Annotated in this window: 21 protein-coding genes and 1 rRNA gene; 15 read left to right on the plus strand and 7 right to left on the minus strand. The window is 71.8% G+C overall.

Annotated elements, in window-relative coordinates; genetic code table 11:
* The 3 genes from rrf to BLW47_RS12480 all read left to right on the plus strand — a co-directional run.
* A 5S ribosomal RNA gene (gene rrf, locus BLW47_RS12470) occupies positions 1-94 on the plus strand; the annotation flags it as partial.
* A 215-nt stretch (positions 95-309) separates the two neighbouring features.
* A complete protein-coding gene (locus tag BLW47_RS12475; RefSeq protein ID WP_091555870.1) occupies positions 310-1,404 on the plus strand; it encodes an L-dopachrome tautomerase-related protein in 1,095 nt (364 codons plus the stop codon).
* A 105-nt stretch (positions 1,405-1,509) separates the two neighbouring features.
* On the plus strand, positions 1,510-4,158 hold the full coding sequence (locus BLW47_RS12480) for a penicillin acylase family protein (protein WP_425435393.1): 2,649 nt from the start codon (positions 1,510-1,512) through the stop codon (positions 4,156-4,158).
* Between the two features lie 113 nt (positions 4,159-4,271).
* On the opposite strand, the gene BLW47_RS12485 is transcribed toward BLW47_RS12480, so the two are convergent.
* The gene (locus tag BLW47_RS12485; protein ID WP_091555872.1) at positions 4,272-5,171 is read right to left on the minus strand and encodes a glycoside hydrolase family 19 protein; all 900 of its coding nucleotides are present in this window, start codon (positions 5,169-5,171) and stop codon (positions 4,272-4,274) included.
* Between the two features lie 745 nt (positions 5,172-5,916).
* Between BLW47_RS12485 and BLW47_RS12490 the strand changes: the two genes are divergently transcribed.
* The 4 genes from BLW47_RS12490 (at position 5,917) to BLW47_RS12505 (ending at position 11,873) form a co-directional block, all read left to right on the plus strand.
* Positions 5,917-9,210 carry a ThuA domain-containing protein gene (locus BLW47_RS12490; RefSeq protein WP_091555874.1) on the plus strand — a complete coding sequence of 1,098 codons (3,294 nt, stop codon included), beginning with the start codon at positions 5,917-5,919 and terminating at the stop codon, positions 9,208-9,210.
* A 63-nt stretch (positions 9,211-9,273) separates the two neighbouring features.
* Positions 9,274-10,101, plus strand: coding sequence for a pentapeptide repeat-containing protein (locus tag BLW47_RS12495; protein WP_091555876.1), 828 nt, complete (start codon positions 9,274-9,276; stop codon positions 10,099-10,101).
* A 48-nt stretch (positions 10,102-10,149) separates the two neighbouring features.
* Positions 10,150-11,580 (plus strand): MFS transporter, encoded by a 1,431-nt coding sequence (locus BLW47_RS12500; protein WP_091555878.1) that lies wholly within the window; start codon positions 10,150-10,152, stop codon positions 11,578-11,580.
* Positions 11,581-11,642: 62 nt separating this feature from the next.
* Positions 11,643-11,873, plus strand: a complete 231-nt coding sequence (locus BLW47_RS12505; protein ID WP_091555880.1) for a DUF2188 domain-containing protein — start codon at positions 11,643-11,645, stop codon at positions 11,871-11,873.
* Between the two features lie 185 nt (positions 11,874-12,058).
* Here the strand turns inward: BLW47_RS12505 and BLW47_RS12510 are convergent, their stop codons facing one another.
* Together BLW47_RS12510 and BLW47_RS25600 are read right to left on the minus strand one after the other, a co-directional pair.
* Complete coding sequence (locus tag BLW47_RS12510; protein ID WP_091555882.1) at positions 12,059-12,529, minus strand: ATP-binding protein; 471 nt, start codon at positions 12,527-12,529, stop codon at positions 12,059-12,061.
* A gap of 15 nt (positions 12,530-12,544) precedes the next feature.
* A complete protein-coding gene (locus tag BLW47_RS25600) occupies positions 12,545-12,772 on the minus strand; it encodes a preprotein translocase YidC (RefSeq protein WP_245736612.1) in 228 nt (75 codons plus the stop codon).
* A gap of 199 nt (positions 12,773-12,971) precedes the next feature.
* Between BLW47_RS25600 and BLW47_RS12520 the strand changes: the two genes are divergently transcribed.
* A complete protein-coding gene (locus BLW47_RS12520) occupies positions 12,972-13,640 on the plus strand; it encodes a hypothetical protein (protein ID WP_139307270.1) in 669 nt (222 codons plus the stop codon).
* Between the two features lie 55 nt (positions 13,641-13,695).
* On the opposite strand, the gene BLW47_RS12525 is transcribed toward BLW47_RS12520, so the two are convergent.
* Positions 13,696-14,643: a ricin-type beta-trefoil lectin domain protein gene (locus BLW47_RS12525; protein WP_175543607.1), complete on the minus strand. Its 948-nt coding sequence runs from the start codon at positions 14,641-14,643 to the stop codon at positions 13,696-13,698.
* Between the two features lie 254 nt (positions 14,644-14,897).
* On the opposite strand from BLW47_RS12525, the gene BLW47_RS12530 reads away from it, so the two are divergent.
* The 6 genes from BLW47_RS12530 (at position 14,898) to BLW47_RS12555 (ending at position 22,538) form a co-directional block, all read left to right on the plus strand.
* The gene (locus BLW47_RS12530) at positions 14,898-16,421 is read left to right on the plus strand and encodes a GGDEF domain-containing protein (RefSeq protein WP_139307272.1); all 1,524 of its coding nucleotides are present in this window, start codon (positions 14,898-14,900) and stop codon (positions 16,419-16,421) included.
* A gap of 72 nt (positions 16,422-16,493) precedes the next feature.
* The gene (locus tag BLW47_RS12535; RefSeq protein ID WP_091555891.1) at positions 16,494-18,344 is read left to right on the plus strand and encodes a VanW family protein; all 1,851 of its coding nucleotides are present in this window, start codon (positions 16,494-16,496) and stop codon (positions 18,342-18,344) included.
* Positions 18,345-18,632: 288 nt separating this feature from the next.
* Positions 18,633-19,346, plus strand: a complete 714-nt coding sequence (locus BLW47_RS12540; protein WP_091555893.1) for a DUF305 domain-containing protein — start codon at positions 18,633-18,635, stop codon at positions 19,344-19,346.
* 162 nt (positions 19,347-19,508) lie between these two features.
* Positions 19,509-20,207 carry a helix-hairpin-helix domain-containing protein gene (locus tag BLW47_RS12545; protein WP_139307273.1) on the plus strand — a complete coding sequence of 233 codons (699 nt, stop codon included), beginning with the start codon at positions 19,509-19,511 and terminating at the stop codon, positions 20,205-20,207.
* Positions 20,208-20,507: 300 nt separating this feature from the next.
* Complete coding sequence (locus BLW47_RS12550) at positions 20,508-21,317, plus strand: SDR family oxidoreductase (protein ID WP_091555896.1); 810 nt, start codon at positions 20,508-20,510, stop codon at positions 21,315-21,317.
* A 36-nt stretch (positions 21,318-21,353) separates the two neighbouring features.
* Complete coding sequence (locus BLW47_RS12555) at positions 21,354-22,538, plus strand: zinc-dependent alcohol dehydrogenase (protein ID WP_091555898.1); 1,185 nt, start codon at positions 21,354-21,356, stop codon at positions 22,536-22,538.
* A gap of 9 nt (positions 22,539-22,547) precedes the next feature.
* Here BLW47_RS12555 and BLW47_RS12560 read toward each other — a convergent pair whose 3' ends face one another.
* Positions 22,548-24,512 (minus strand): putative bifunctional diguanylate cyclase/phosphodiesterase, encoded by a 1,965-nt coding sequence (locus tag BLW47_RS12560; protein ID WP_091555901.1) that lies wholly within the window; start codon positions 24,510-24,512, stop codon positions 22,548-22,550.
* 85 nt (positions 24,513-24,597) lie between these two features.
* The gene (gene wrbA / locus BLW47_RS12565) at positions 24,598-25,209 is read right to left on the minus strand and encodes an NAD(P)H:quinone oxidoreductase (RefSeq protein ID WP_091555903.1); all 612 of its coding nucleotides are present in this window, start codon (positions 25,207-25,209) and stop codon (positions 24,598-24,600) included.
* A 148-nt stretch (positions 25,210-25,357) separates the two neighbouring features.
* On the opposite strand from wrbA, the gene BLW47_RS12570 reads away from it, so the two are divergent.
* Positions 25,358-25,666 (plus strand): GNAT family N-acetyltransferase, encoded by a 309-nt coding sequence (locus BLW47_RS12570; RefSeq protein ID WP_091555905.1) that lies wholly within the window; start codon positions 25,358-25,360, stop codon positions 25,664-25,666.
* A gap of 9 nt (positions 25,667-25,675) precedes the next feature.
* On the opposite strand, the gene BLW47_RS12575 is transcribed toward BLW47_RS12570, so the two are convergent.
* Positions 25,676-26,146, minus strand: coding sequence for an aminoacyl-tRNA deacylase (locus tag BLW47_RS12575; RefSeq protein ID WP_091555907.1), 471 nt, complete (start codon positions 26,144-26,146; stop codon positions 25,676-25,678).
* Positions 26,147-26,175: the final 29 nt, after the last annotated feature.

Below are 26,175 nucleotides of genomic sequence, written 5' to 3' on the forward strand. Positions count from 1 at the left end.
AACGCCCGGTAACATTCCGAACCCGGAAGCTAAGCCCTCCAGCGCCGATGGTACTGCACCCGGGAGGGTGTGGGAGAGTAGGACACCGCCGGACATTCTTTCCAGTTGAGGCCCACCCCGCACCGGGGTGGGCCTCAACTGCATACACAGCGAACAATGGGGGGTCCCGGCTATCGGGGCCCCCTTTTTTTGTGCCCGCGTATCGATCAAGGAACCACGGGGCTACGAAGCGCCCCGACGGAAGGTTCCGGACCCGTCACGCTCCAGGGCGGGTGGCATGACCGCGCGGATCGGGGGTAGCCGGGGCCTATGAAGATGGACGAGCCGATCGGCCAACTGGAGACCGTGGCGACGTTCGACGGCCCCATGCCCACCGGGGTCACCGTCTCGCACACCGGGCGCATCTTTGTGAACTACCCGAAGTGGGGCGACCAGGTGTCCGCCACGGTGGCGGAGCTCAGCGACGGACGGACGGTGCCGTACCCCGACCAGCTCCGCAACTCGCCCACCGCGGACGACGACCGGAACGCGTTCGTGTCGGTGCAGAGCGTCGTGGTGGACCCGCTCGACCGGTTGTGGGTGGTGGACACCGGTTCCCCGATGTTCAAACCGACCCAGACGGGCGGGCCGAAGCTCGTCTGCATCGACCTCGCCACCGACACCGTGCAGCAGACGATCGTCTTCCCGCCGGACGTCGCGCTGCCCACGACGTACATCAACGACGTCCGCTTCGATCTGCGCCGCGGCGACGCCGGCGCGGCGTTCGTCACCGACTCCTCCGCGCAGGGACCCAACGGCATCATCGTGGTGGACCTGGCGACCGGCGAGTCCTGGCGCCGACTGCACGACCATCCCTCCACGAAGGCCGAGTCGCTGCAGAGCTACCGCCCGGTCGTCGAGGGGCGCTACTTCATGAAGCGGCCGCCGGGCGGCCAGCCGGAGCCGGTGACCATGGGCTCGGACGGGATCGCGATCTCGGCCGACGGGCGCCGCCTGTACTACTGCCCGCTGATGTCGCGCTCGCTCTACAGCGTCGAGGTCGAGGCGCTGTGGAACCGTTCGCTCGACGACGCCGCGGTGGCGGGGACGGTGGTCTTCGAGGGCGACAAGGGGACCGGGTCGGACGGGCTGGAGAGCGACGACACGGGCCGGCTCTACCTGACCGACTACGAGCACAACGCGGTGCTGCGGCGGACCGCGGACGGCGGCTACGAGACGCTGGCGCACGATCCCCGGCTGCTCTGGCCGGACACCATGTCGGTCGGGGTCGACGGCTACCTGTACGTGACGGCGAACCAACTGCACCGGCAGGCGCTGTATCAGAACGGCCAGGATCTGCGGGAACGGCCGTACGGTCTGTTCCGGGTGCCGATCGATGCCGGGCCGGTTCTGCTGCGCACGTAGCGCGGGAGCACGGCGGAGCGGTGTCGGGCGATCTCGCCGGTAGGCAGGAGAAACGATGGCTACCGAGGGGTAACGGGCGGCACAGCGCTGCCCTACACTCCGGGCGTGAATCCGCCCCCCGAATCCCCCCAGCCGCGGCGGTGGCCGCGACGGCTGCGCACCGCCGGCCTCTGGACGCTCGGCGTGCTGCTGGTGCTGGCCCTGACCGGCGCCGGGCTCGGCGTCTGGTCCGTCCGGCGCGCCTTCCCCGAGCACGGTGAGACCCTCAGCCTGCCGGGGCTGACCGCCCCGGTCACCGTGCTGCGCGACGAGCACGGCATCCCGAACGTCTACGCCGAGACCAGCGACGACCTCTTCCGGGCGCAGGGGTACGTGCACGCGCAGGACCGCTTCTGGGAGATGGACTTCCGGCGGCACGTCACCGCGGGACGGGTGTCGGAGATGTTCGGCGCGGACCAGGTCGAGACCGACCGGTACCTGCGCACGATGGGTTGGCGTCGGGTCGCCGAACAGGAGTGGTCGCTGCTGGCCCCGCAGACCCGGGCGGCGCTGTCCGCGTACGCCGATGGCGTCAACGCGTGGCTGGCGGCGACGACCGACACCGAGGGAGACGGTTTCGCTCCCAGCGGCGCGCTCAGCCTGGAGTACACCGTGCTGGGCCTGCGGAACTCCGACTACCTGGTGGAGCGCTGGACGCCCGTGGACAGCCTGGCGTGGCTCAAGGCGATGGCGTGGGATCTGCGCGGCAACATGGAAGCGGAGATCACCCGGGCCGCCCTGCTCGCGGGCGGACTGACCCGCCCGCAGATCGAGCAGCTCTATCCGTCGTACCCGGTCCGGCGGAACCTGCCGATCGTCACCGGCGGCGCGGTCGTCGACGGCGCCTTCGCCCAGGGCGCCGCGAGCCCGGCTCCCGGCGGCGTGACCGGGACCCCGACGACCCCGGTCGGGTACACGCTGCCACCGGCGGCGCGTACCCCCGAGTTCAGCGCCGGCCTGCGCGGGCTGGCCGACGGCCTGGCGGCGCTGCCGGGCCTGATGGGCACCGCCGGCGGCGACGGTATCGGCTCCAACTCCTGGGTGATCAGCGGCCGGCTGACCGACACGGGCAAGCCGATCCTGGCCAACGACCCGCACCTGAGCCCCAGCCAGCCCGGCATCTGGTACCAGATGGGACTGCACTGCGCCTGCGGTCTCGAGGTCGCCGGCTTCACCTTCTCCGGCGTGCCCGGCGTGATCATCGGGCACAACGCGAAGATCGGCTGGGGGTTCACGAACCTGGACCCGGACGTGATCGACATGTACCTGGAGCAGGTCGACGGCGACCGCGTCAAGGTCGGGGACCGCTGGGAGCCCATGACCACCCGCCGGGAGGTCCTCAAGGTGGCCGGCGGCGAGGACGTGACGATCACCGTACGCAGCACACGGCACGGGCCGCTGCTGTCGGACGCCAGCGAAGAGCTGCGGGAGATCGCGGCGTCGCCGCAGGTGGGTGGGGCGTCGTACGGGGTGGCGCTGCGCTGGACGGCGTTGGACCCGGGGCGCACCGCGGACGCCCTGTTCGCGCTGAACCGGGCGGGCGGCTGGGACGAGTTCCGGGCGGCCGCGGCCCTGTTCGAGGTGCCCGCGCAGAACATCGTGTACGCCGACGTGGACGGCAACATCGGCTACCAGTCGCCGGGGCGGATCCCCGTGCGGGCTAAGGGCGACGGCACGTGGTTCGCTCCCGGCTGGGACCCCGGCTACGACTGGACCGGCTTCATCCCGTTCGACGAGTTGCCCAGCGTCCGCAACCCGGAGCGCGGCTACGTGGTCACCGCCAACCAGGCGGTGATCGGCGACCAGTACCAGCGGCGCCTGACCCGCGACTGGGGCTACGGCTACCGCAGCCAGCGCATCTACGACCTGCTCGACGAGCGGATCGGCGCCGGCAAGCTCACAATGGACGACGTCGAGCGGATGCAGTTCGACAACCGTAACGGGTTCGCGCCGACGTTGGTGCCGGCGTTGCGGTCCGCGCCGCGGGGCGAGCTGTCCGGACTGGAGTCCGGGGCCGACGCGCTGCTGACGGGCTGGGACTTCCAGCAGCCGGCCGGCGACCGCGCCGGGGAGGAGCGCAGCTCGGCGGCGGCCGCCTACTACAACGCCATCTGGGCGAACCTGCTCCGGCTCACCTTCGATGAGCTGGGCGAAGAGAACCGCCCGGACGGTGGCGACCGGTGGTACGAGGTCGTCCGGGCGTTGCTGGAGACCCCGGCGGACCCGTACTGGGATCTGCGGTCCACCCCGGAGGTCGAGCGGCGCGACGACATCCTGGCGCGTGCCCAGGACGACGCGGCGCGGGAGCTGGCGAAGGCGCAGGGCGACAAGCCGGCCGACTGGCGCTGGGGCGCGATGCACACGCTCACCCCGCGGAATGCGACCTTCGGCGAGTCCGGGATCGGGCCGATCGAGTGGCTGTTCAACAGCGACACCGTGGGGGTCTCCGGCGGCAGCGCGATCGTCAACGCCACCGGTTGGAGCGCCGATGCGGGGTACGAGGTCGACGCGGTCCCGTCGATGCGCATGATCCTGGACCTGGCCGACCTGGACGACTCGCGGTGGATCCAGCTCACCGGCAACTCGGGGCACGCCTTCCACGCCAACTACGCCGACCAGGCGGAGCTGTGGCGCACCGGCCGGACGCTGCCGTTCCGCTTCGGGCGGTCCTCCGTGGACAAGGCGGCTGTAGCGACGCTGACGCTGAGGCCGTGAGCCATCGGTGAGGGTTCCGGTCCCGCGCTCGCCGCGCGGGACCGGAACCGACGCCATCTTCCATGATCGCGGGGTGCGGCCGGCCGCACCCCGCGATCATTCGTTCTGCCCGTTCAGCAGCTCAGGTTGCCGCCGGGGGTGGTGCCGAGAATGCCGACGAAGCGCTGGTAGGCGTTGATGCGGCTCTGCACCTGGGCGGGGTTGCGGCCACCGCATTCGAGGCTGCCGTTGATGCTGCGGATCGTCTCGCCGAAGCCACGGCCGTTGACCATCGCGTTGTGCGGGGTCATCGTGCCCGCGCCGCTCTGGGTGTTCCAGAACCAGAGCGCGGTCTTCCAGGCGACGGCGGAATCGTTCTGCACCAGCCACGGGTTGGTGAGCAGCGGAAGGCCCAGGGCGTCGCCGGCCGCCTTGTAGTTGAAGTTCCAGCTGAGCTGGATCGGGCCGCGGCCGTAGTACGCCGCCTGGCCGGCGGGGCAGCCGTACGGCTGGCTGGCGTCGCAGTAGTGCGGGTAGTTGGCGGTGTTCTGCTCCACCACGTGCACCAGCCCGCCGGTCTCGTGGTTGACGTTGGCCAGGAACGCCGCCGCCTCCTGCCGTTTCGTGGTGTCGCTGCCGGTGTTGGCGAAGCCGGGGTACGCCGACAGCGCCGCCGTCAGGCCACCGTAGGTGTAGAACGAGTTCCGGCTCGGGAACATCTGGTTGAACTGCGCCTCGCTGACCACGAAGCCCGCGGAGGCGCCCGGGTTGACCGGGCCGGGCGTGGACGGGCCGCAGGCGCCCTGGTCGGCCCAGACGCCGGAGGATCCGGGCGGCGCCTCGCCCTGGGTCCACCACTTGGCCGACCAGTTGCGGCCGTTGTGGGAGACCGTGTTGCCGCCGGTGTAGACGGCGCTGGCGTTCCAGGCGGGGGCGCAATCCGCGGCGGAGGCCGCGCGCATCGGGAGGATGGCCGCGAGCGCGCCGGCGGCCGCGATGGCGGCGAGGGCGACCAGCGTGCGTGCTTTCGACACTTGAGCACTCCTTTCGCCGGCGGCGCCGCCGACGGTCGAGAACAGGGGCAGCTGTGCCGGCCGGTGCGGGCGCACAAGGCCGGACGTAGAGCACTAAACCGGACGTGCCGACCGCCATCAAGGCGTGGACGCTTATCTTTCTATTAAGTTTCCTTACGGATGCGGCCGGGCTCGCCGCGGCCGGGTGCGCGTCGCCCGACCGGTGACGGGGCGTTTACACGGGGCTACGTCATCGGTACGTTGGAGACGCTTCTGGCGCTTTGCCGTCAAAAGCCCCGTCTCTCGCATCGGCGTCCCTGCGAGGAGTTTCCGGCCGCCGGCCGGATGACCCGCGATTGGAGACCCATGCGTGCCCTGACCCACCCCATCGCCGCGCCATCGCTCGCGTGACGATCGCCGACCACCGTTGATCCGCCGCGCCGTCGGCGCTGCCGTTCCGCGCCGCCGCGCGGCGGAGGAGCGAGAGGGGGAAATTGACGCGACCGTCGTAGGCGACTCAATTCAATACGCGCGACAAAACCTCTCCCGATCCCGGAGGGGAAAACATTTCTGTGCCGCAGTCTCCATCGCGCTCTGCGGTGGCCTGGTGCTGGCCGTACGCCAATGTGCATTGCCGGGAAATTGACGCTTGACCCCGTTTCGATGCGTCGACTAGCTTGAAAAATGGTTTTCCTGGAAAGCGCTTACCTTGCTCCCGTCGAGGTAATGCATCCGTTCGTGGTCCCAACCCCCACTGGGAGAGAAGATGGATCGCAGAGCTGTCCCCCGGATCACAAACCGATGGGCGCCCGTGGCGCGGGTCGCCGCCGCCCTCCTCGCGGTGCCGCTGCTGTCGGTCGCGTCGTCGCCGGCACAGGCGCAGGCCGCACAACCGCGCTTCACCGTGCTGGTGTTCTCGAAAGTCACGAACGTCGCCCACGATTCGATCCCCGCCGGGGTCGCCGCCATCAAGCAACTCGGTCGACAGCACAACTTCGCCGTCACCGCGACGACGGACGCCCACGTCTTCACGGACAAGCGGCTGCGGCCGTACGACGCCGTCATCTTCAACAACACCAACTCCACGCCGGAAAAGGGGAACCTGCTCAACGCGGAGCAGCGCGCCGCGTTCCAGCGGTTCATCCAGGGCGGGGGCGGCTTCGCCGGGCTGCACTCGGCCACCGCCAGCGAGCGCGACTGGGGCTGGTACGCGGGCCTGGTGGGCGCGACGTTCGACAACCACCCGACGCCGCGGGCGGGGCGCATCGAGGTGCTCGACCGGGTGCACCCGTCCACCCGGGGCCTGCCGCAGCTGTGGGAGCGCACCGAGGAGTGGTACAACTGGCAGGCCGCGCCGAACGGCAACGTGCACGTGCTCACCGAGCTGCGGACGACGGACAACCCGGAGGGGCTGACCGGGGGACCGGAGCACGCGCACTCCTGGTGTCAGGTCTACGACGGCGGCCGCTCCTGGTACACCGCGAGCGGGCACGACGGCTCCGCCTTCGCCGAACCGCTGTTCCGACAGCACCTGCTCGGTGGCATCGAGTGGGCCGCCGGGGCCGCGGGCGGTGACTGCGGCGCGACCGAGTGGGGCAACTTCCGCAAGACCACGCTCGAGGGCGACACGAACCTCGCCGACCCGTTCGAGCTGGCGCCGCTGCCCGACGGCCGGGTGCTCTACGTCCAGCGCACCGGTCAGATCAAGCTGATCCACGCCACGCAGAACCCGCCGACCACCACGCTCGCCGGTGACCTGCGGCTGCAGCTGGACACCAAGCAGCACTCCGACGGCCTGGTCGGTCTCACCATCGACAACGACTTCGCCGACAACGGCTGGGTCTACCTGCTGTACACGGATCCGATGGTGCCCGCGCCCGAACAGGCGCACTTCAACCTCTCCCGGTTCACCCTCGTCGGGGACACCCTCGACATGGCCAGCGAGAAGCGGTTGCTGCGGTTCCCGGTCTGGCGCAACGAGCTGCGCGCGAACGTGCACATGGCCGGCTCGCTGACGATGGACGACGACGGCAACCTGTACGCGGCCACCGGCGACAACACCGATCCGTTCGTGCAGCAGGGCTACTCGCCCATCGACGAGCGGCCCGGCCAGCGCGCCGCCGACGCCCAGGCGACCTCGGCGAACACCAACGACCTGCGCGGCAAGATCATCCGGATCCACCCGGAGGACGACGGGACGTACACGGTCCCGGACGGCAACCTGTTCACCGGCGCCGAGGACGGCGGCGGCAAGACCCGGCCGGAGATCTACGCGATGGGGTTCCGGAACCCGTTCCGGATCGCGTACGACGAGGCCGCCGACGCGCTGCTCGTCGCCGACTACGGCCCGGACGCGACCGTGACGAACCCGCAGCGCGGTCCCGCCGGGATGGTCGAACAGAACCGCATCACCCGGGCCGGCAACTACGGCTGGCCGTACTGCATCGGGCCGAACATCCCGTACGTCGACTACGACTTCGCCACCGGCCAGTCGGGCGAGGCCTTCAACTGCGCCGCCCCGGTCAACGACTCGCCGCACAACACCGGCCTGCGGAACCTGCCGGCCGCTCAGACGCCGCTCATCTGGTACGGCAACGCGCGGCAGGGCTGGGGACGCGACGAGTTCCCGGAGATCCCGGCGGGCGGGGCGCCGATGGCCGGCGCGGTCTACGAGTACGACGCGACGCTCGATTCGGCCACCAAGTTCCCCGAGTACTACGACGGCAAGTGGTTCATCTCCGAGTACGGCGGCAACTGGTACAAGACCGTCAGCGTGCTGGAGCGGGACGCGCCGAGCGCGGCGTTCCCGCCCGCCCGCGCCGGTGACCTGCTGTCGATCAACTCGTTCGTGCCCACCATGGGCTTCACCGCCCCCTTCGACGCCGAGTTCGGCGCCGACGGCTCCCTCTACGTCATCGACTTCGGCAGCGGCTCCGGCGTCGGACGCGGCTCCCACAACCGGGGGTCCGGCATCTACCGCATCGACTACGTCGGCGGCCCCGCGGCCACCACCCCGCGGGACCGGTGCATGTGGGGCTACAGCCCCGCCTCGACGGTCTCGTTCGGCGCGGGCCGGGCGCACACCGACGTGCCGAACGACGACCTCGGCGACGGCTGCACGATCATGGATGTGATCTGGCACGAGGCGCCGTTCCGCAACCACGACCTGTTCGTCGAGGCGGTCGGCGAGGTCACGCGCGAGCTCCGGGACGCGGGGACGATCACGCCGGAGGAGCGCTCACAGATCATGAGCGCGGCCAACCGGTCCGAGATCGGCAACACCGCGCCGGTCACCCGGAACCGGACGGTGCCCAACAACCACATCGGTCTGGTGCTCTACACGGTGCGGGCCACCATGCCGGCGGCGCCCGAGGCCACCCTGGCGGCGCTCTCCGACTGCGGCTTCCGCAACGCCGAGCCGTCCGGCAGCGTCAACAACTACTACGGCAAGAGCGCCACGGACCTGGCGCCGCGGGTGGCCGGCGCCGGGATGTCGGTGCCGTCGACCGGGGTCAGCCAGAGCAATCTGGAGAACAACCTCGACGGGGTGATCGCCGACGCGAAGGCCTTCGGCGCCCGCTACGTGCGCATCTCCGGATCGGGGTCGTGGCGGCCCGCCGACTACGCCAAGCTGGCCCGCACCCTCAACAGCGTCGGCGCGAAGCTCAAGCAGGCCGGGATCACGGTGGCCTACCACAACCACGGCTTCGAGTTCACGGAGCAGAACGGCGTGCGCGGCTACGACGTGCTGCTGCGGGAAACCGATCCCCGCCTGGTGGCGATGGAGCTCGACCTGTACTGGGCGGCGAGCGCCGGGGTCGACCCGGTGGACCTGATCAAGCGGTATCCGGGACGGTTCTCGCTGTTCCACGTGAAGGACATGGCCGCGGACGGTTCGTTCGCGGACGTCGGCGAGGGGACAATCAACTTCTCCCGCATCTTCGCGCACAGCGAGATGGCCGGCGTGGACTACTACTTCACTGAGAACGACAGCCCGAAGCCCGACGGCGTCTCGTCGGCCTGCGACAGCTACTCGAACCTGCGGAAGATCCGCTACTAGGATGGTCGCGGCCCGCACCGCCGTCATGGCGGTGCGGGCCGACTGCCGAGGAGATCACGTACGTTGTCCCAGAACCGTCCGCCGCAGGCCCCCGCCGAGCTGCGACCCGACTGCGCGCGCTGCTTCGGGCTCTGCTGCGTGGCGCTGCCCTTCGCCGCGTCGGCCGATTTCGCCGTCGACAAGCCCGCCGGCCAGCCGTGCGGGAACCTGCAGTCCGACTTCCGCTGCGGCATCCACGCGGGGCTGCGCGAGCGCGGCTTCGCCGGCTGCACCGTCTTCGACTGCTTCGGCGCGGGACAGAAGGTCTCCCAGGTGACGTTCGGCGGACGGGACTGGCGGGCGGCGCCGGAGACTGCGGGGCAGATGTTCGCGGTGTTCCCGGTCATGCGGCAGCTCCACGAGCTGCTCCGGTACGTGACCGAGGCGCTGGCGCTGCCGGCGGCCCGCCCCGTCCACGGCGAGCTGCGGCGCGCGCTCGACGACCTCGGGGCGCACACCCGCGACAGCGCCGAGGCGCTCGTGGCGCTGGACGTGCCGGCGCTGCGCTCCGACGTCAACGCGCTGCTGCTGCGCGCCAGCGAGCTGGTGCGGGCCACGATCCCGGGACGCAAGAAGAACCATCGCGGCGCCGACCTGATCGGGGCCCGGTTCGCCGGCGCGACGCTGCGGGGCGCGAACCTGCGCGGCGCGTACCTCATCGGGGCGGACCTGCGCAACGCCGACCTGCGCGGGGCCGATCTGATCGGCGCGGATCTGCGCGGGGCGGACCTGCGGGGCGCCGACCTCACCGACAGCATCTTCCTGACCCAGGCGCAGGTCACGGCGGCCCGGGGCGACGGCGCGACGAGGCTGCCCCGCGCGCTCGACCGCCCCGCTCACTGGCACCGCTAGCGCAAATCATGGACATCAAGCGAACGTGAACCCGTACCGTCTGGCGTCATGAGTGTCATCCACGGGGATCGGAAGACCTTCTACGCGCTGCTGTTCAACACGCTGCTGGTTTCGGTGATCAACTACACCGTCTGGTTCGCGATCACCTTTTATGTCTACCTGCAGACGCGCTCGGTCTTCGCCACCGGCGTGGTCTCCGGGATCTTCCTGGTGACAACGGCGCTGACCGGGATCTGGTTCGGCAGCCTGGTCGACCATTACCGCAAGAAGACGATCATGCAGGTGTCGGCGGCGGTGTCGGCCGCGTTGTACACGGCGGCCTTCGCGGTCTATCAGACCGCCCCGCAGGGATCGTTCACCGACGCGACGAGCGTCCGGCTGTGGACCCTCATCGTGTTGCTGACGGTGGGCGTCATCGCGGGAAACATCCGCACCATCGCCCTGTCGACGTTGGTGACCGTGCTGATGGCCGAAGACTCGCGGGATCGGGCCAACGGTCTGGTCGGCACGACATCCGGGGTGTCCTTCCTGGTCACATCGGTGATCAGCGGACTGCTGGTGGCGGCCGGCGGCATGTTCTGGGTGCTGCTGCTGGCATTGGCGGTGCTCGGGCTCGCCCTGCTGCACCTGGCCCTCGTCCCGGTGCCGGAGCGCACCGGGACGCCGCTCGTCCGGGTCGGCGCCACGCCCGCGGAGAGCTCCCTGCCGCCGGAGGAGGCGCTGCCGGCGGCGGCGGGCGGACCCGCGGCCGCCGGTGAACCGGCGGTTCCCGCCACGCGCACGGTGGACCTGCGGGGCACGATCCGCGTCGTCGGCGAGGTGCCCGGGCTGATGGCGCTGATCTTCTTCTCCGCCTTCAACAACTTCCTCGGCGGCGTCTTCATGGCGCTGATGGACGCGTACGGGCTGTCGCTGATGTCGGTCCAGGCCTGGGGTCTGCTGTGGGGAGTGCTGAGCACCGGCTTCATCGTCGGCGGGCTGCTCATCGCCCGCACCGGTCTCGGCAAGAACCCGGTGTGGCTGTTGCTCTTCGTCAACCTCGTGCTGTGGACCGTCACCATGCTGTTCCCGCTGCGCGCCTCGGTCGTCCTGCTCGCCGTCGGCATGTACGTGTACATGGTGCTCGTGCCGTACGCGGAGGCCGCCGAGCAGACGATCCTGCAGAAGGTGGTGCCGTACGAGCGGCAGGGGCGGGTGTTCGGCTTCGCGCAGAGCGTCGAGCAGGCCGCGTCACCCCTGACCGCGTTCCTGATCTCGCCGATCGCGCAGTTCGTGTTCATCCCGTTCATGACCGACGGTAGGGGCGCCGGGTTGATCGGAGGGTGGTTCGGCACGGGGGCAGATCGCGGTCTCGCCCTGATCTTCGTGCTCACCGGCATCATCGGCCTGATCGCCACGACCCTGGCGTTGCGCAGCGCCCCGTACCGCCGGCTCAGCCGCCGCTACACCGGGGATCCGGTGCCGGGCGCTCATGTTTGAGTCGTCGCCCAGCCGGGGCAGGTACATCGGAAACCGATGGACCGCACAGGGAGGAGCTGACGATGCCGACCGGCGACGTCGAGACGTACCACGAGGACGGGCAGTGGAAGAACCGTCCCGAGGGCAACCAGCGCGCCAGCAGCACGCACGACACGAAGTCCGAGGCGCAGGCCCGCGGGCGCGACATGGCGGTGGACCGTGGCGCCGAGCACGTCATCAAGAAGGAGGACGGTCGGATCGGGGAGAAGAACACGTACCCCCGCGAGCGCGACCCCCGCGACATCCCGGGCTGACGCCGCCGCGGGATCGCCGTTGCCGGAGGCCGGCAACAGTGAGCGGCTGAGCGATATGCCGGAGAGTCATAAATATGCCTCTCCGGCATATTCCTCGATCGGCATCCGTGTCTCCAGCATCGGTGTCTCCAGCACCCATGGCTCCAGCATCCGTGTCCCGGCCGACGTTCCCGCGACGAAGCGCCTCACCCCTCCGGCATCGGCGCGATCCGGAACCCGCCCCGGCCGTCGAACCGGACCTCGTACAGCCGGTCGAACCCGTCGGCCGGGCGCGGCGGCTGCAGCCGCTTGAGCGTGGCGAACAGCCCCACGTCGGGCACCCGGGCCCGCCCCTCGCGCACGGCGTTGCGGGCCAGCGCTCCCCGCACGTCCGGTGGGAACCAGTAGCCGACCGTCGCGGCGCCGTGTGCCCGCGCCGCCTCGATCAGCGGCTGCCACTCCCGGGGCGAGGGATTCGTGTTGTCGACCGCGACGCAGCGGCCCGCCGCGAGCGCCTCGGCGACGAGCCGCATCTGCCGTCGCTGCCGGTCGCGGGCGTGCGGGAACGCGTCCTTGCTGACCACCACGTGATCGGGCGCCAGCAGGCGCCGGGTGAACGTCGACTTGCCGGAGGCCTGCAGCCCGATCAGCACCGCGAGCTCCAGACCATCGACCACCGCCGGGCGCGTGGCTCAGCGCGGCGCGTCGGGATGACCCGGAGTGTTCGAACCGCCCCCGCTGGCGCCCGAGCTGCCCCCGGCCACGCCCGAGCCGTCATCCTCGGTGATCAGATCCGGGTCGCCCTCCGCGCGTGGACCCGTTCTGGCCCGCGTCTCCTGGTGGTCCAGCGGCACCCCGCCGACCGCCTCCGACGCGCCCCGATCGGGATCCCGCTCGCCCGGCCCCATGTCGCGTCCCACGCTGATCCTCCGTTCCCATCCGCCGGCCACGGTCGACCACCGCCCACGTCGGGTGTCGCGGCTACCCGCTGTGGCCCGGACCAAACCCGCCGCAGCATCGCGACGCCGCAGCTCACGGCCCAGGTCAGCCGGCGTCTCCAAGATTAAGTTTTGCTTTGCGGACGTGCTCGTTCCCGCTCGGCGCCGGTACCTTGCGGCGATGCGACATCTCGGAACCTTGATCGCCGCGGTCGTCACGGCACCGCTGGTCTGGATATTGCTCGCCGCGGGGCAGGATCGCTCCCTGCGGGCCTTCGCCGCCGCGCAGGACGGCGCGGAACTCACCGGTGGCGACTTCCTCCGCCCGGTGCTGGTGCTCGCTGCCGCGGGAATCCTGCTCGGCCTGATCGGCACGCTGCGGTACTCGCCGCTGGGCGCGACGGTCGCCGGAGCCGCGTACGCGGCCAGCTACCTGGGCCTGCTGGTCAGCCCGTCCCGGGCGCTCGACGTGGTGGACCACACGCTGTCCGTCGCCGGCCACCGGATCGAGCTGGCCGCCCCCGTCCGGTCCGGGACGACGCTGCTGCTCGGCGCCCTGCTGCTGGTCTCGGTCGCCAGCGTGCAGCGGTGGCGGCGGTGGCCGCGGCCCACGGCTGACGAGTTCCCCGTGGTCGTCCCCGACGAGATCATCCCGCCGATGAAGGGGCAGGACCGGCCGCTCGGCGCCGACGGCCTCGGGCTCGGCAAGCGCGATGGCGCGGGGGAGCGGGACGACTTGCCGGCAGAGCCGGAGCCCGCCATGGCGGGCACCCGGCACTGGAGCACGACGCGTTCGAACCAGGCGGCACCCGACCCGCAGGGGTGGTCGCAGACGACGCGCGAGTGGTGACCTGACCGCCGAGCCGGGGTGGGGGCGCGGTCGGCGCACCCCCCGCGGCGGTGGCCTACGGCAGGCTCCACCGCTGGCCGGGGCGGTCGGCGCAGACCGCGAGCACCGGGCGGGAGCCGTACGTGCCACCGGCGTCGCGATCCTCCAGGCAGGCGCCGCTGGCCGCGTGGACGAGACGGCCGTCGGGGTCGCGCAGCCACTGCTGCGCCGGCGTGCGGTCGCAGTGCCACAGCTGGACCATCGAGCCGTACGCCGTGGCGCCGCCGAGCGGCCGCATGCACTTGCCGAGCGCCCGGACCGTGCCGTCGGCGTCGAACGTCCACCGCTGCGCCGCGCTGTCGTCGCACTGCCACAACTGCACCGGTGCCGCCGGCTCGGTGTCGCTCGCATAGCCGTCCAGACAGGACGAATCCTGGGCGATCCGTCCAGCGTCCCCGGACGTCGACGGCTCCGTGGACGCCGACGCGGGTGCGGAGCTCGACGCCGGTGCGGAGCCAGCGGCGGATGTCGGACCGGGGGTGTCGACCGCCGGGCCGGGGGCGTCGCGCGACGGCCCCGTCAACACCGCCCCGACGATCCCGACCGTCGCCGCGAGCGCGATCGAACCGCCGCCGAGCGCGACCCTCGCCAGAACGCCCCCGCCGCCGCGGCTACCCGCCGGTGCCGATCCGGGGGCGTCGACGGCGTCCGGAGCGTGGCCGTCCGCCCGGTGCGCGCCGGGCGCGGGTGACGGGCGGCGGGGCGGGAAGCGGTCGTCGCCACGGGCCCGGCTGGCGGGGTCGGCGCTCGCCGGCGGTAATGGGTGGTCGCCGTGCGGGTCGGTGGCGGTGACGAACCGCCGGACCAGCGCGGCATTGCCGAGTTCCCCGGAGGCGGCGCAGTGCAGACAGCTCGCGTCGGCGAACGCGCGACCGCAGCGTGGACACCGGCCGGCCGGGCTCGCGCCCGGATCGCCGGCGTGCCCGGCGCCCGCGGGGCGGTCGTCATCGGTGGAGCCGGTCACCTCGTCCTCACCGTATGCGGGCCGGGTCCCCGGCCGATGCCTGGCGGCACGTGGCTCGCGCCGACCGTCATGCGTACCGTACGCCGACAGGTGCCGGCCGTCATGCCGTACGCGACGCGTGGCGGGCGGGTGTCCGGCATGGACATCTTTGTCACGACGTCCCGATCACGCTCCGTCCGCCCGGCGAATACGCGCCGACAGTGTGGCCGCTCAGCCGTTGGTCACGACGCGCCCGCGCCCTACCGTGGGGTGCCGTGAGCGGGTTCGAGGCGGTTGACTGGCAGGCGCGCACCGGTCCATACCGGGGGTTGCACTCCCCGCCGGGCGGGCTCGCACTGAGCCTCGGATACCTGCTGGTCTCGCTGGCCGGCATCGCGGTCTACCCGTCGCTCTCCGAGACCGGGAAAATGATCGACTACCTGGTGGTGTCGTTCGCGCCCGTCCCGGCCATCATGGTCGGGCTCAGCCGCACCCCGGCCGGCAACCGCAGGCCCTTCTGGTTCCTGCTCGCCGCGCTGGTCAGCTTCAACGCCGGCAACGTGGCGTGGTACTGGTACGTCTTCGCGATGGACCTGCCCACCGGCGACGGCACGATCGCCAGCGTCTTCGCCGCGCTGGCCCAGATCTTCATGTTCTGTGGCGCGATCGCCATCGTCGTGCGGCGTGGCCGCAATGATGTCGGTGGACTGATCGACAGCACCATCATGTCGATGGTGGTCGGCGGCGTCATCTGGGACTTCGTACTCCTGCCGCAGATGGACTCCGTCGACGCCCCGGCGCTGACGCAGATCGCCACCTGCGTGATGGTGTTCATGCTGACCGGCATCCTCGGCTGCCTGGTCCGGTTGCTGCTCACCGCCCGGGAGTTCATCCCGGCGCTGTGGTTCCTGGTCGCCGCCATGGCGTTCTCGCTCACCGGCGTGATCACCGTCGCCCTCGTGGTCGAGCCGGGCACGGCCGAACGGCCGGCGTTCACCGACATGGTCTACCTCGCCGGCTACACCGCCGTCGGGCTGTGCGCGCTGGCCCGCTCGGTGGTCCGTCTCCTGGGGCCCGGGCGGGCGCCGAAGGACGAGCTGAGCGTCGGCCGGTTGGTCTTCCTCGGCCTCTCGCTGGCTGCGCTGCCGGCCGTCGGCGGCGCACGTGAGCTGCTCGGTCAGCCCGTCGACGCCACCCTGCTCGCGGTCGGCACCGCCGCGGTCACGCCGCTGGTGATGGCGCGGATCTGGCGGGTGTGGTCGGAGCGGATGCGGGTGCTGCGGTACCAGGCCAGTCACGATACGGTCACCGGCCTGCCCAACCGGCCCGAGTTCGTCAACCGGCTGACCGACGCGCTGCGCACCGGCCGGCGGCTGGTGGTGGTCTTCTGCGAGGTGGACGAGTTCAAGGAGATCAGCGACCGGTTCGGGCACGCCGGCGCGGACGAGCTGGTCCGGGGGGTTGCCGAGCGGCTGCGCGGGTGTGTCCGCGAGACCGACACGGTGAGCCGGTTCGGTGGCGACCAGTTCGTCATGCTCTGGCTCGACGGCGACACCGACGATGCGGGGAAGCTGTCCCGGCGGGTCGAGAAGGCGTTCCGGGAGCCGTTCCGGGTCGCCGGCGAGCCGGTGGTGATGGGGGCGAACCTCGGCGTGGTCTGCGATAACCGCGGTGAGGCCGACGACCTGGTCCGGCGCGCCGACGCCGCGATGTACGTGGCGAAGCAGGAGCGCCGCGTGGTGCCCGGCGCCCGTACCAGGGCCGCCTTCGCGGACGACACCACCGACCGGCGCCGCTGACGACCGAACTGGTCGTCGGCATGATCCGGATACCCTTGCGGCGGCCGCCGCCCCGGCCGGACAGGAGCAGCAATGACCGCGCACACCCCGGACGCGTTCGACTCCTCGGCGCCGACCGTGCAGTTTCCCGTCGTGCGGGCGGAGCGGCAGTCGACCGCGGAGTCCACTCCCGGCGGCGGTCAGCCCGGTGACCGCGGGGAGCCGGGTGCTCCGGCGGCGGCGTCCGGTGGGGACGCGCCGCGGCGGGGCCGGCGGGCGCTCATCGCATCGGCGGTCGCCGCCGCCGCGGTCGTCGCGGCCGGCGGCGTGGCGGGGTACGCGTACGCGGGCGACGTGCCGCGCGGCACGACGGTGCTCGGCGTGGAGCTGGGCGGTGCGACCCGGGCGGAGGCCACCGCGGCGCTCCGCGCCGAGCTCGCCCGGCGCGCCGACCGGCTCGCCGCCCCGGTTCCCGTCACGGTCGCCGGCAAGACCGCCCGGATCACGCCGGCCAGCGTCGGTCTCGCCGTCGACGTCGAGGCGACGGTCGCGGCCGCGACCGGGAAGAAGTCGGACCGGCTGACCCGGCTGTTCGGCGGTCACGAGGTGCAGCCCGTGGTGACGGTGGACGCGGCCCGGCTCGACGCCGAGCTGCGCCGGGCGGCCGGCACGTTCGGGGAGCAGATGACGATGCCGGCGGTGGTCTTCGAGGGCATCACGCCCAAACCCGTCTATCCCCGTCCCGGCAAGGGGTTGGACGCCGAGCGGTCGGCGCAAGCGGTGCGGGAGGGCTGGCTGGGCGGGCAGGCCGTGGCGATTCCGCTGGTCGAGCTGCACCCGGCCAGCGACGCCGCAGAGGTCGACCGCCTCGTCGCCGAGCTGGCCGGCCCGGCCGTCGCCGCCCCGGTGACCGTGACCACGGATCGTGGTGAGCTGACCATCCCGCCGGCCGCGACGGCGAAGAGCCTGAGGCTCACGGCGGACAAGAACGGCAAGATTAACCCGAGGATCGATCAGAAGGCGCTACGGGCCGCCATCGCCGGGCAGCTCGCGAAGATCGAGGTCAAGCCGAAGGACGCCACGGTCTCCATCTCCGGCGGCAAGCCACGGGTCTCGCCCAGCGCGCCCGGACAGCAGGTGGATCTGTCGGCGCTCGCCGGTGAGCTGCTGGCGGTGCTGCCGAAGCCCGACGGACGCCACGTCACGGCGGCGCTCAAGCCCCTGCAGCCCGGCACGACCACCGAGGAGATCGTCAAGCTGGGCATCAAGGAACGCGTCTCCACGTTCACCACCCACTTCGACGGCGGCCTGTCCGATCCGCGCAGCCACAACATCGTCACCGCGGCCAAGAAGGTGGACGGGGCACTGGTCAAGCCGGGCAAGGTGTTCTCGCTCAACGGCTACACCGGGCCGCGCGGCTACGCCGAGGGCTACAAGGACGCGCCGGTGATCCTCGACGGCAAGCTGGTGCCCGGTGTCGGCGGCGGCATCTCGCAGTTCACCACCACGCTGTTCAACGCCACCTACTACGCGGGTCTGGAGGACGTCCAGCACACACCGCACTCGTACTGGTTCAGCCGGTACCCCTCGGTCATCGAGTCGACGATCTTCTACCCGACGCTGGACTTCAAGTTCCGCAACGACACCCCGTACGGCGTGGTCATCGACACGTCGTTCACGTCGAGCTCGATCACCGTGTCGATCTGGAGCACCAAGGTGTACGACAGCGTGACGACCGAGTGGAGCCCGCGGCGGGACATCACCACGCCGGAGACCGTCTACCTCGAACCCGGCCCCACCTGCATCGCCACCGACGGCATCAACGGCTTCACCCAGGACGCCTGGCGCATCTTCCGCAAGGGCGGCAAGGAGGTCGAGCGGGAGAAGTTCACCTGGCGGTACCTGCCCGAGCCGCGGTACCGCTGCGCCGAGAAGCCGGCGTAGCCGCCGGCCGACGGTGGTGGGCCGCCGCAGCCGCACCGTCCCTGCGGTTGCGCGACGGCGGCGTGTCGGACGGGGTGCGTCGGTACGATTTGGGCGGTGACGGCCCCGAGACGAAGCGGGTCGTCGCGATCGGCTCCCGCGTCGCCGCGCGCGCCAGCGTCCCTGGACCAGCGGCCGATCATCGTACTCAACCCGACTCCCCGCCGCAGATGCCCCCGCGGCCACGCACCGGCATGCCCGGCCGCGCCATCCACCGTTCCCCGATGGACTCGAGGAGTCGATTCCACCATGCGTAACCATCGTCCGCTGCGCTGCGCCGCTGCGACCATCGCGGCGGTAGCCGCCCTCTCCGCCGGCTGCACCGGCAACGACGACCAGCGTGCCGCCCCGACCACCAGCGCCGGGCCGACGTCCGCCGCGCCGACGACCCAGCACAACACCGCGGACGTCACCTTCGCGTCGAACATGATCGCGCACCACCGGCAGGCGGTGGAGATGGCGGAGTTGGCCGGGACGCGGGCGAGCGACCCCGACGTGAAGGAACTCTCGGAGAAGATCAAGCAGGCGCAGCAGCCGGAGATCGAGCAGCTGACCACCTGGCTCACGCAATGGGGCGCGACGCTGCCGTCCGCGGACCCGTCGTCGGCGACGCCGTCGGGGGAGCCGGCCGTGACACCGACGGAGGAGACGGCGGATCCGACACCGTCGGAGGAGATGGGCTCCCCGTCGCCGTCGGCCTCCCCGGACGGTCACGGCGGGAACGCGGCGCCGAGCGGGATGATGAGCGAACAGGAGCTGCGCCGGCTCGAGGATGCCAGCGGCGCGGAGTTCGACAAGCTCTTCCTGGAGATGATGATCCGTCATCACGAGGGGGCGGTGCGGATGGCGACCGCCGAGCAGCAGCAGGGGCAGCACCAGGCCGCGAAGGAACTGGCGCGGCGCATCGAGACGAGCCAGCAGGACGAGATCGCCCAGATGGAGGCGCTGCGGACGGACGACTGATCCGCCGCCACGAACGTCACCGCGAACGACAACACCAACGCGCTCGGTCGGCGCCGCGGAAATGACACGCGTGTAGTGCCGCCTCGCTGGAACGTGCCAACGTATGCGAAGCTTCCGCGGGATTCCTCGGGTTCGGTGCGTGTGGTGCAGGAGGTGTACGCCGTGACGTTGGTTGATGCGTTGGTCTTCGTTCTGGGTCTGCTGGTCGGACTGCTGATCGCCTGGTCGGTGTGGGGTAGGCGGGGCGCGCAGACCGGAACCCCCGAGCCGTCGAGCCGGCCCGCGCCGGTCGACACCGAGCCGGCGAGCGAGGCCGCCGGGGCCACGGAGCCGGCCGCGCAGCCGACCGCCGAGCCTGCCGCGTCCACGGCCGCGGTCATCGCTTCCGCTGCGGAGCCTCGCGACGACGCCCCCGCGGCCGCTGCCGTCGCGGGCGACGACACGGCTACCTCCGCCGATCCCGCTGCGGTTTCGCCGGAGGAGAAGGCCACGGCCGCGCCCGCCCCCGACACGCACCCGGACACGCCCGCGGGTGACGCCGCCGAACCCGCCGTCGCGCTGGCATCGTCCGACGACTCCGACTCCGACTCCGACTCCGACTCGGACTCCGACTCTGACGACTCCGACGACCTGCGGCGCATCGCGGGCGTCGGCCCCAAGGCGGTGCTGGCGTTGCACACGGCCGGCATTCGCACGTACCGCCAGTTGGCGGAGGCCGACGAGGCGGCGCTGCGCGCCGCCCTGCGCGCTGCGGGCCTGCGGGTCTCGCCGAGCGTCGCGACGTGGCCGTCGCAGGCGCGGGAGCTGTTGGACGCCCGGTCGGCGCCGGCGGTCGCGACGGGCGGCACCGTCTCCGCCTGACTGTTTGCTCACCGGCTCACGCGGCCGACATGCACGGCCGGTCCCGCCATCGCGACGGGACCGGCCGTGTTCGTTGAGTCGCGGGACGCGGCCGACCCGGTTGGCGTTGCTGCGTTCCGCCTGCCCGGCGCGAGCGCCGTCAGCGCCGGGATGGGCGCGCGGTCCCTGTGGGCGCCGAGCTAGCCCTCGCTGGTCCCGCCGCGGCCACCACGGGACTGCTTCCTCGCGTACATCGCCTGGGTTCCGGGGGTCCGGAACTGCGCCGGTTGCCGGTGCGTCGAGGGGGGTATTGCAGGGCCCATGCCGAAGCGATTTGACGACTATGACCGGATAGCGGTCATCACCGGAGCCGACTCCGGTATCGGCGAGGCGACCGCGGTCGCGCTCGCGAACGCCGGCTTTGACATCGGTATCGCGTACCACGCCGACACCGCCGGGGCGGAATCGACCGCGGCGAAGGTGCGCGCCGCCGGACGCCGGTGCGAGGTGCGCCAGCACGACCTGACGGAGCTGCCCGCGGCGGCCGGGGTCGTCGACGACCTCGCCGAGGCGCTCGGCGGGCTGGGAGTGCTGGTCAACAACGCCGGCACCGGCGCCAGCGCCCCGGTGGTCGACACGACGTACGAGCAGTGGCGGGCGGTGCTCTCGGTCGACCTGGACGGGCCGTTCCTGTGCGCCCAGCGGGCGGCCCGCCGGATGATCGCGAGCGGTCGGGGCGGCCGGATCATCAACATCACCAGCGTGCACGAGCACGCCCCGCGGGTCGGTTCCGGCGCGTACTGCGCCGCCAAGGGCGGCCTGGGCCTGCTGACCAAGGTGATGGCGCAGGAGTTGGCGCAGCACGGCATCACGGTCAACGCGGTCGCGCCCGGTGAGATCGCGACCCCGATGACCGGCAACGAGGACGTCGACCCGCACACCGTCGAGCGGCCCGGGGTGCCCGTGGGGCGGCCGGGGGACGCCAACGAGGTGGCCGCGGTCGTCGCGCTGCTGGCGGAGCCGCGGGCGGCGTACGTGACCGGGGCGTCGTGGGCGATCGACGGCGGAATGCTGCTGATGGGGCCCCAGGCGGGCTCGCACCTGAAGTCGGACGAGTGGCGTAAGGGCTAAAGGCGGGTCGTACCCGCCAGCGGAGGGAGCGTGGGCATGAAAGCGGTGGTGTGGCACGGTCAGCGGGACGTCCGGGTGGATACGGTCCCCGACCCCGTCATCCAGGACCCGACCGACATCATCATCCGGGTCACATCGAGCGGGATCTGCGGCTCGGACCTTCATCTGTACGAGGTGCTCGGGCCGTTCATGAGCAAGGGCGACATCCTCGGCCACGAGCCGATGGGCATCGTCGAGGAGGTCGGCTCCGGGGTCACCCACCTGCGGCGCGGCGACCGGGTGGTCGTCCCGTTCAACATCTCCTGTGGACACTGCTACATGTGCTCGCGCGGGCTGATGAGCCAGTGCGAGACCACGCAGGTCCGCGAGGAGGGCAAGGGCGCGGCCCTGTTCGGCTACACCCGGATGTACGGCCAGGTGCCCGGCGGTCAGGCGGAGTACCTGCGGGTGCCGCAGGCGCAGTTCGGGCCGATCGTGGTGCCGGAGGGGCCGTCCGACGACCGGTTCGTCTACCTGTCGGACGTGCTGCCGACGGCGTGGCAGGCGGTGGAGTACGCGGCGGTGCCGCCGGGCGGTTCGGTCGTGGTGCTCGGCCTCGGGCCGATCGGCGACATGGCGACCCGGGTGGCGCTGCATCGCGGCGCCGGGCAGGTGATCGGCGTCGACCTGGTGCCGGAGCGGCTCGCGCGCGCCCGGGAGAACGGGGTCCAGACACTGGACCTCAGCGAGTACGACGACATCGCCGACGTGATCCGGGCGCTGACCGGCGGTCGTGGCCCGGACGCGGTGATCGACGCGGTCGGGATGGAGGCGCACGGGTCGCCGGCCGGCAAGCTCGCCCAGACGATGGCCGGGCTGCTGCCCGACGCGGTCGCGGCGAAGATGATGGAGACCGCCGGGGTGGACCGGCTCGCGGCGCTGCACCTGGCGATCGACGTGGTGCGGCGGGGCGGCACCATCTCGCTCTCCGGGGTGTACGGCGGGATGACCGACCCGCTGCCGATGATGGTGCTGTTCGACAAGCAGATCCAGCTGCGGATGGGCCAGGCCAACGTGCGCAGGTGGGTGGACGACATCATGCCGCTGCTGACCGGCGACGACGATCCGCTCGGCGTGGAGACGTTCGCGACGCACCGGGTGCCGCTGACGGAGGCGCCGGCGGCGTACCAGGACTTCCAGGACAAGAAGGACGGCACTGTGAAGGTGCTGCTCAAGCCGTGACCGACGCCGTCACCGGGGCCTGAGGAGCCGGTCGACGGCGCGCGGGGGCAGCGGTCGCGCGAAGTGGAAGCCCTGTGCCTGCCGGTAGCCCATGTCGTGCAGCCGCTGCGCCTGCGCGGCGCTCTCCACCCCCTCGACGATCGCGTGCAGGTCGAGGGCGTCCGCCATCCGCAGGATGGCGGACGCCACGGCGGCCCGGCGGTCGTCGAGGGTGACGCGGTCGACGAACGACTTGTCGACCTTGATGAGGTCCACGGGGCAGCTCGCCAGGATCCCCAGCGACGACTGCCCGGTGCCGAAGTCGTCCAGCCCGACGTGGACCCCCAGCGCGCGGATGGCGCGCAGCGTGTCCATGAGCTGCGGGTCGTCGGCCATGGCGGTCTCGGTGATCTCGATGACCAGACCGGCGGGCGCGAGTCCGGTCTCGGCGAGCACCTTCTGCAGGTCGACGACGAAGTCCGGGTCGCGCAGCTGGTGCGCCGAGACGTTGACGTGGGTGGCGAACGGGGAACCTCCGCGCTGCCACCGGCTGGCCTGGCGGCACGCCTGGGCCAGCACCGAACGGCCGAGCGGCACGATCAGGCCGGTCCGCTCGGCGACCGGGATGAACACCTCGGGCGACACCGGCCCGCGGACGGGGTGCCGCCAGCGCGCCAGCGCCTCCACCCCGGTGACGCGGCCGTCGGCGAGCCGCACGATCGGCTGGTACTCGACGTGGAGCTGGTGACCGGTGACGGCCTGGCGGAGCCCGTCGAGGAGCGCCGCCTGCTCCGCCACCCGCGCCTTCATGCCCGGGCGGTACACCGCGGCCTGCCCCTTGCCGGCGTCCTTCGCAACGTACAGCGCGATGTCGGCGTTGCGCAGCAGATCGGTGCCGCGATCGCCGGGGCGGGCGTAGGCGACGCCGACGCTCGCGGCCACCGTCAGCGCATGACCGGCCGCCACGACCGGCTCGCCCAGGGTGGCGAGGATCCGCCGCACCAGCACGTCGACCTCGCCGGCGGGCAGCCCCTCCAGCAGCACGGCGAACTCGTCGCCGCCGAGCCGGGCCACCACGTCGCCGGCGCGCACGGTGCGGTGCAGCAGCTCGGTGGTGGCCACCAGGAGCTTGTCGCCGACGTCGTGGCCGAGGGTGTCGTTGACCATCTTGAAGTCGTCGAGGTCGATCAGGAGCACCGCCGGGGCGGGCCCGGCGTCGTCGCGGGCGGCGGCCGCCTCGAGCTGGCGCGAGAAGAGCGCCCGGTTGGCGGCGCCGGTCAGCGGGTCCCGGTCGGCGAGCCGCTGCAGCTCCGTCTCCAGCGCCCGCCGTTCGGTGATGTCCAGCAGAGCGCCGGACAGCCCCTGCACCCGGCCCCGCTCGTCGGTGAAGACGCCCTTGTAGAACGTCACGTCCCGCACCGATCCGTCGGCGTACCGGACCTGCGCCTCGTAGATCTGGCTGCCGCCCGCCTCGATCAGGGCGCGGTCGGCGGCCGCGTAGACCTCGGCCAGCTCGGGCCGCCAGATCTCGTGGACGGTCCGTCCGATGATCTGGTCGCGGGGCACCCCGACGTACTCCTCGAACGCCCGGTTGCAGGCGCCGTACACCCCGTCGGCGTCCTTGCTGAAGATCGGGGCGGGGATGTTGTCGATCGCGGTCTGCAGTTGCTGCAGCGTCCGTGCCGTCTGCGTCAGATCCGTCGCCGTCGACAGCACGCCGATCTGTCCCGTGAAACCGGCCGCGTGCAGCTGCTCCAGCGCCGCCTCGGCGGTGGCGGGCTCCGCGGCCGCCACCACGATCTGCACGGGGCGCAGGTCGCCGCTCGCGATCAGGCGTGCGGCCTGCGCCGGCGACACCCACAGCGGTATGCCCAGCGGGGACCAACGCGACGGCGGCGACTGGTCGGCGGTGACGCCGAGGACCGGGGGCGCGTGGTCCTGGTGGTGGGGCTCCGGAGACCGCCGGTGCGACGCATGTCCGCCCGCGATGCTCACCCGGCAGTCCCTTTCCGCTGGTCGGACAACTCGCCTGCCTATCGGCGCGGCGACGCGGGACCTTAGGGGGTGTTGATCACACGCGTCAGCCGGCCTTCACCCGCTTGGCGATGCTGCAGGCCCGCACCGCCATGTGGTCCAGCGCGGCGAACTGCACGTCGGTGAGCGGGTCGGTGTTGTTGCCGCCGGTGACGTGGGAGACGCCGTACGGGTTGCCGTCGGCGAACTTCAGCGGGTCGGTGTAGCCGGGGGCCACGATGATCCCGCCGAAGTGGTGGATGGTGTTGTAGAGCGCCAGCAGCGTGGACTCCTGCCCGCCGTGGGCGGTCTGGGAGGCGGTGAAGCCGGCGTAGACCTTGTTGGCGAGCAGCCCCTGGGCCCACTGTGGGCCGAGCGTGTCGATGAACTGCTTGAGTTGGCTGGCGATGTTGCCGTACCGGGTGGGTGAGCCGAACAGGACGGCGTCGGCCCAGACCACGTCGTCGGCGGTCGCCTTGGGCTCGTTCTTCGTGCTGTCGTAGTGCTGGCTCCACGCCGCGTTGGAGGCGATCGCCTCGTCGGGCGCGAGCTCCGGGACCTGACGCAACCGCACCTCGGCGCCGGCCTTGTCGGTGCCCGCCGCCGCCAGCCGCTGCGCCATCGCGTGCACCGTGCCGGTCGCCGAGTAGTAGATGACGGAGAGTTTGACATCGGCCATGGGAGGCTCTGCTCCTTCGCGGGCGATCTGTCGTGCGCGTCGCCGCTCGGGCGACCTACCCGCCACGCTACCCATGGTTTCGGTGCCAAATACGCGATTCCGACATGCCGTCGGGCTGTCGCCGCCGACCGGCTCGTACCATGTGCGGATGGTCATCGACGTGACGGACGTGCCGGACCGGGAGCGGTTCGAGGCCCGCGACAGCGACGCCGACGGGGCGCTGGCCGGGCTCATGACCTACCAGCTCACCGGCAAGGTCATCGCCGTCACGCACGTCGAGATCACCCCCGAGTACGCGGACCGGGGCGTGGAGGAGACGCTCACCCGCGCGGTCATGAACGACGCCAGGCAACGGGCCCGGGTCGTGGTGCCGATCTACCCGCCGCTCGCCGACTGGCTCGGCAAGCATCCGGAGTACAACAGCATCGTGGCCGGGGCGACGAAGAAGCTGAAGTGAGGCCCGGGCTCAGCGGCGCGGCGCCGGATCGGTGACGTCGGCGAACGACGCGTCCAGGCTGCGCACCACCTCGTCGGCGTCCAGCGCGACCGCCACCCCGTGTTCCCCGGAACCGAGCGTGATCAGCCGGCCGCGGATCCGCTCGTCGGCGACGACCGGCCACGGCGTGGTCGAGCCGAACGGCGTGATCGTGCCCCGCTCGTACCCGGTCGCCGCGCGGGCGGCCTCCGCGTCCGGCAGGGACAGCCGGCTGACCCCGAGCAGCGAGCGCAGCTTCGGCCAGGAGATCGCCCGGTCGCCGGGCACCAGCACGAAGACGTAGTCCTCGGCGCCGCGGCGTACGACGATCGTCTTCACCACGTCCGCCACCGGCACCCCGCGGGCCGCCGCGGCTTCGGCCACGCTGTCCACCGGCCCGTGCCGGATCACCCGGTGGGGGATCGCGGCAGCGGCGAGAGCGTCGTACGCGCGGCTCGGCATCCCCGCACGATATCGGTATGCGACAGCCG

The organism is Micromonospora pattaloongensis, assembly GCF_900107255.1.
Lineage (GTDB): Bacteria > Actinomycetota > Actinomycetes > Mycobacteriales > Micromonosporaceae > Micromonospora_I > Micromonospora_I pattaloongensis.

Coding starts and splice junctions, on each gene's coding strand:
- BLW47_RS12475 (WP_091555870.1), top strand. CDS start 310: ATGAAGATGGACGAGCCGATCGGCCAACTGGAGACCGTGGCGACGTTC.
- BLW47_RS12490 (WP_091555874.1), top strand. CDS start 5,917: ATGGATCGCAGAGCTGTCCCCCGGATCACAAACCGATGGGCGCCCGTG.
- BLW47_RS12500 (WP_091555878.1), top strand. CDS start 10,150: ATGAGTGTCATCCACGGGGATCGGAAGACCTTCTACGCGCTGCTGTTC.
- BLW47_RS12505 (WP_091555880.1), top strand. CDS start 11,643: ATGCCGACCGGCGACGTCGAGACGTACCACGAGGACGGGCAGTGGAAG.
- BLW47_RS12520 (WP_139307270.1), top strand. CDS start 12,972: ATGCGACATCTCGGAACCTTGATCGCCGCGGTCGTCACGGCACCGCTG.
- BLW47_RS12535 (WP_091555891.1), top strand. CDS start 16,494: ATGACCGCGCACACCCCGGACGCGTTCGACTCCTCGGCGCCGACCGTG.
- BLW47_RS12540 (WP_091555893.1), top strand. CDS start 18,633: ATGCGTAACCATCGTCCGCTGCGCTGCGCCGCTGCGACCATCGCGGCG.
- BLW47_RS12550 (WP_091555896.1), top strand. CDS start 20,508: ATGCCGAAGCGATTTGACGACTATGACCGGATAGCGGTCATCACCGGA.
- BLW47_RS12555 (WP_091555898.1), top strand. CDS start 21,354: ATGAAAGCGGTGGTGTGGCACGGTCAGCGGGACGTCCGGGTGGATACG.
- wrbA (WP_091555903.1), bottom strand. CDS start 25,209: ATGGCCGATGTCAAACTCTCCGTCATCTACTACTCGGCGACCGGCACG.
- BLW47_RS12570 (WP_091555905.1), top strand. CDS start 25,358: ATGGTCATCGACGTGACGGACGTGCCGGACCGGGAGCGGTTCGAGGCC.
- BLW47_RS12575 (WP_091555907.1), bottom strand. CDS start 26,146: ATGCCGAGCCGCGCGTACGACGCTCTCGCCGCTGCCGCGATCCCCCAC.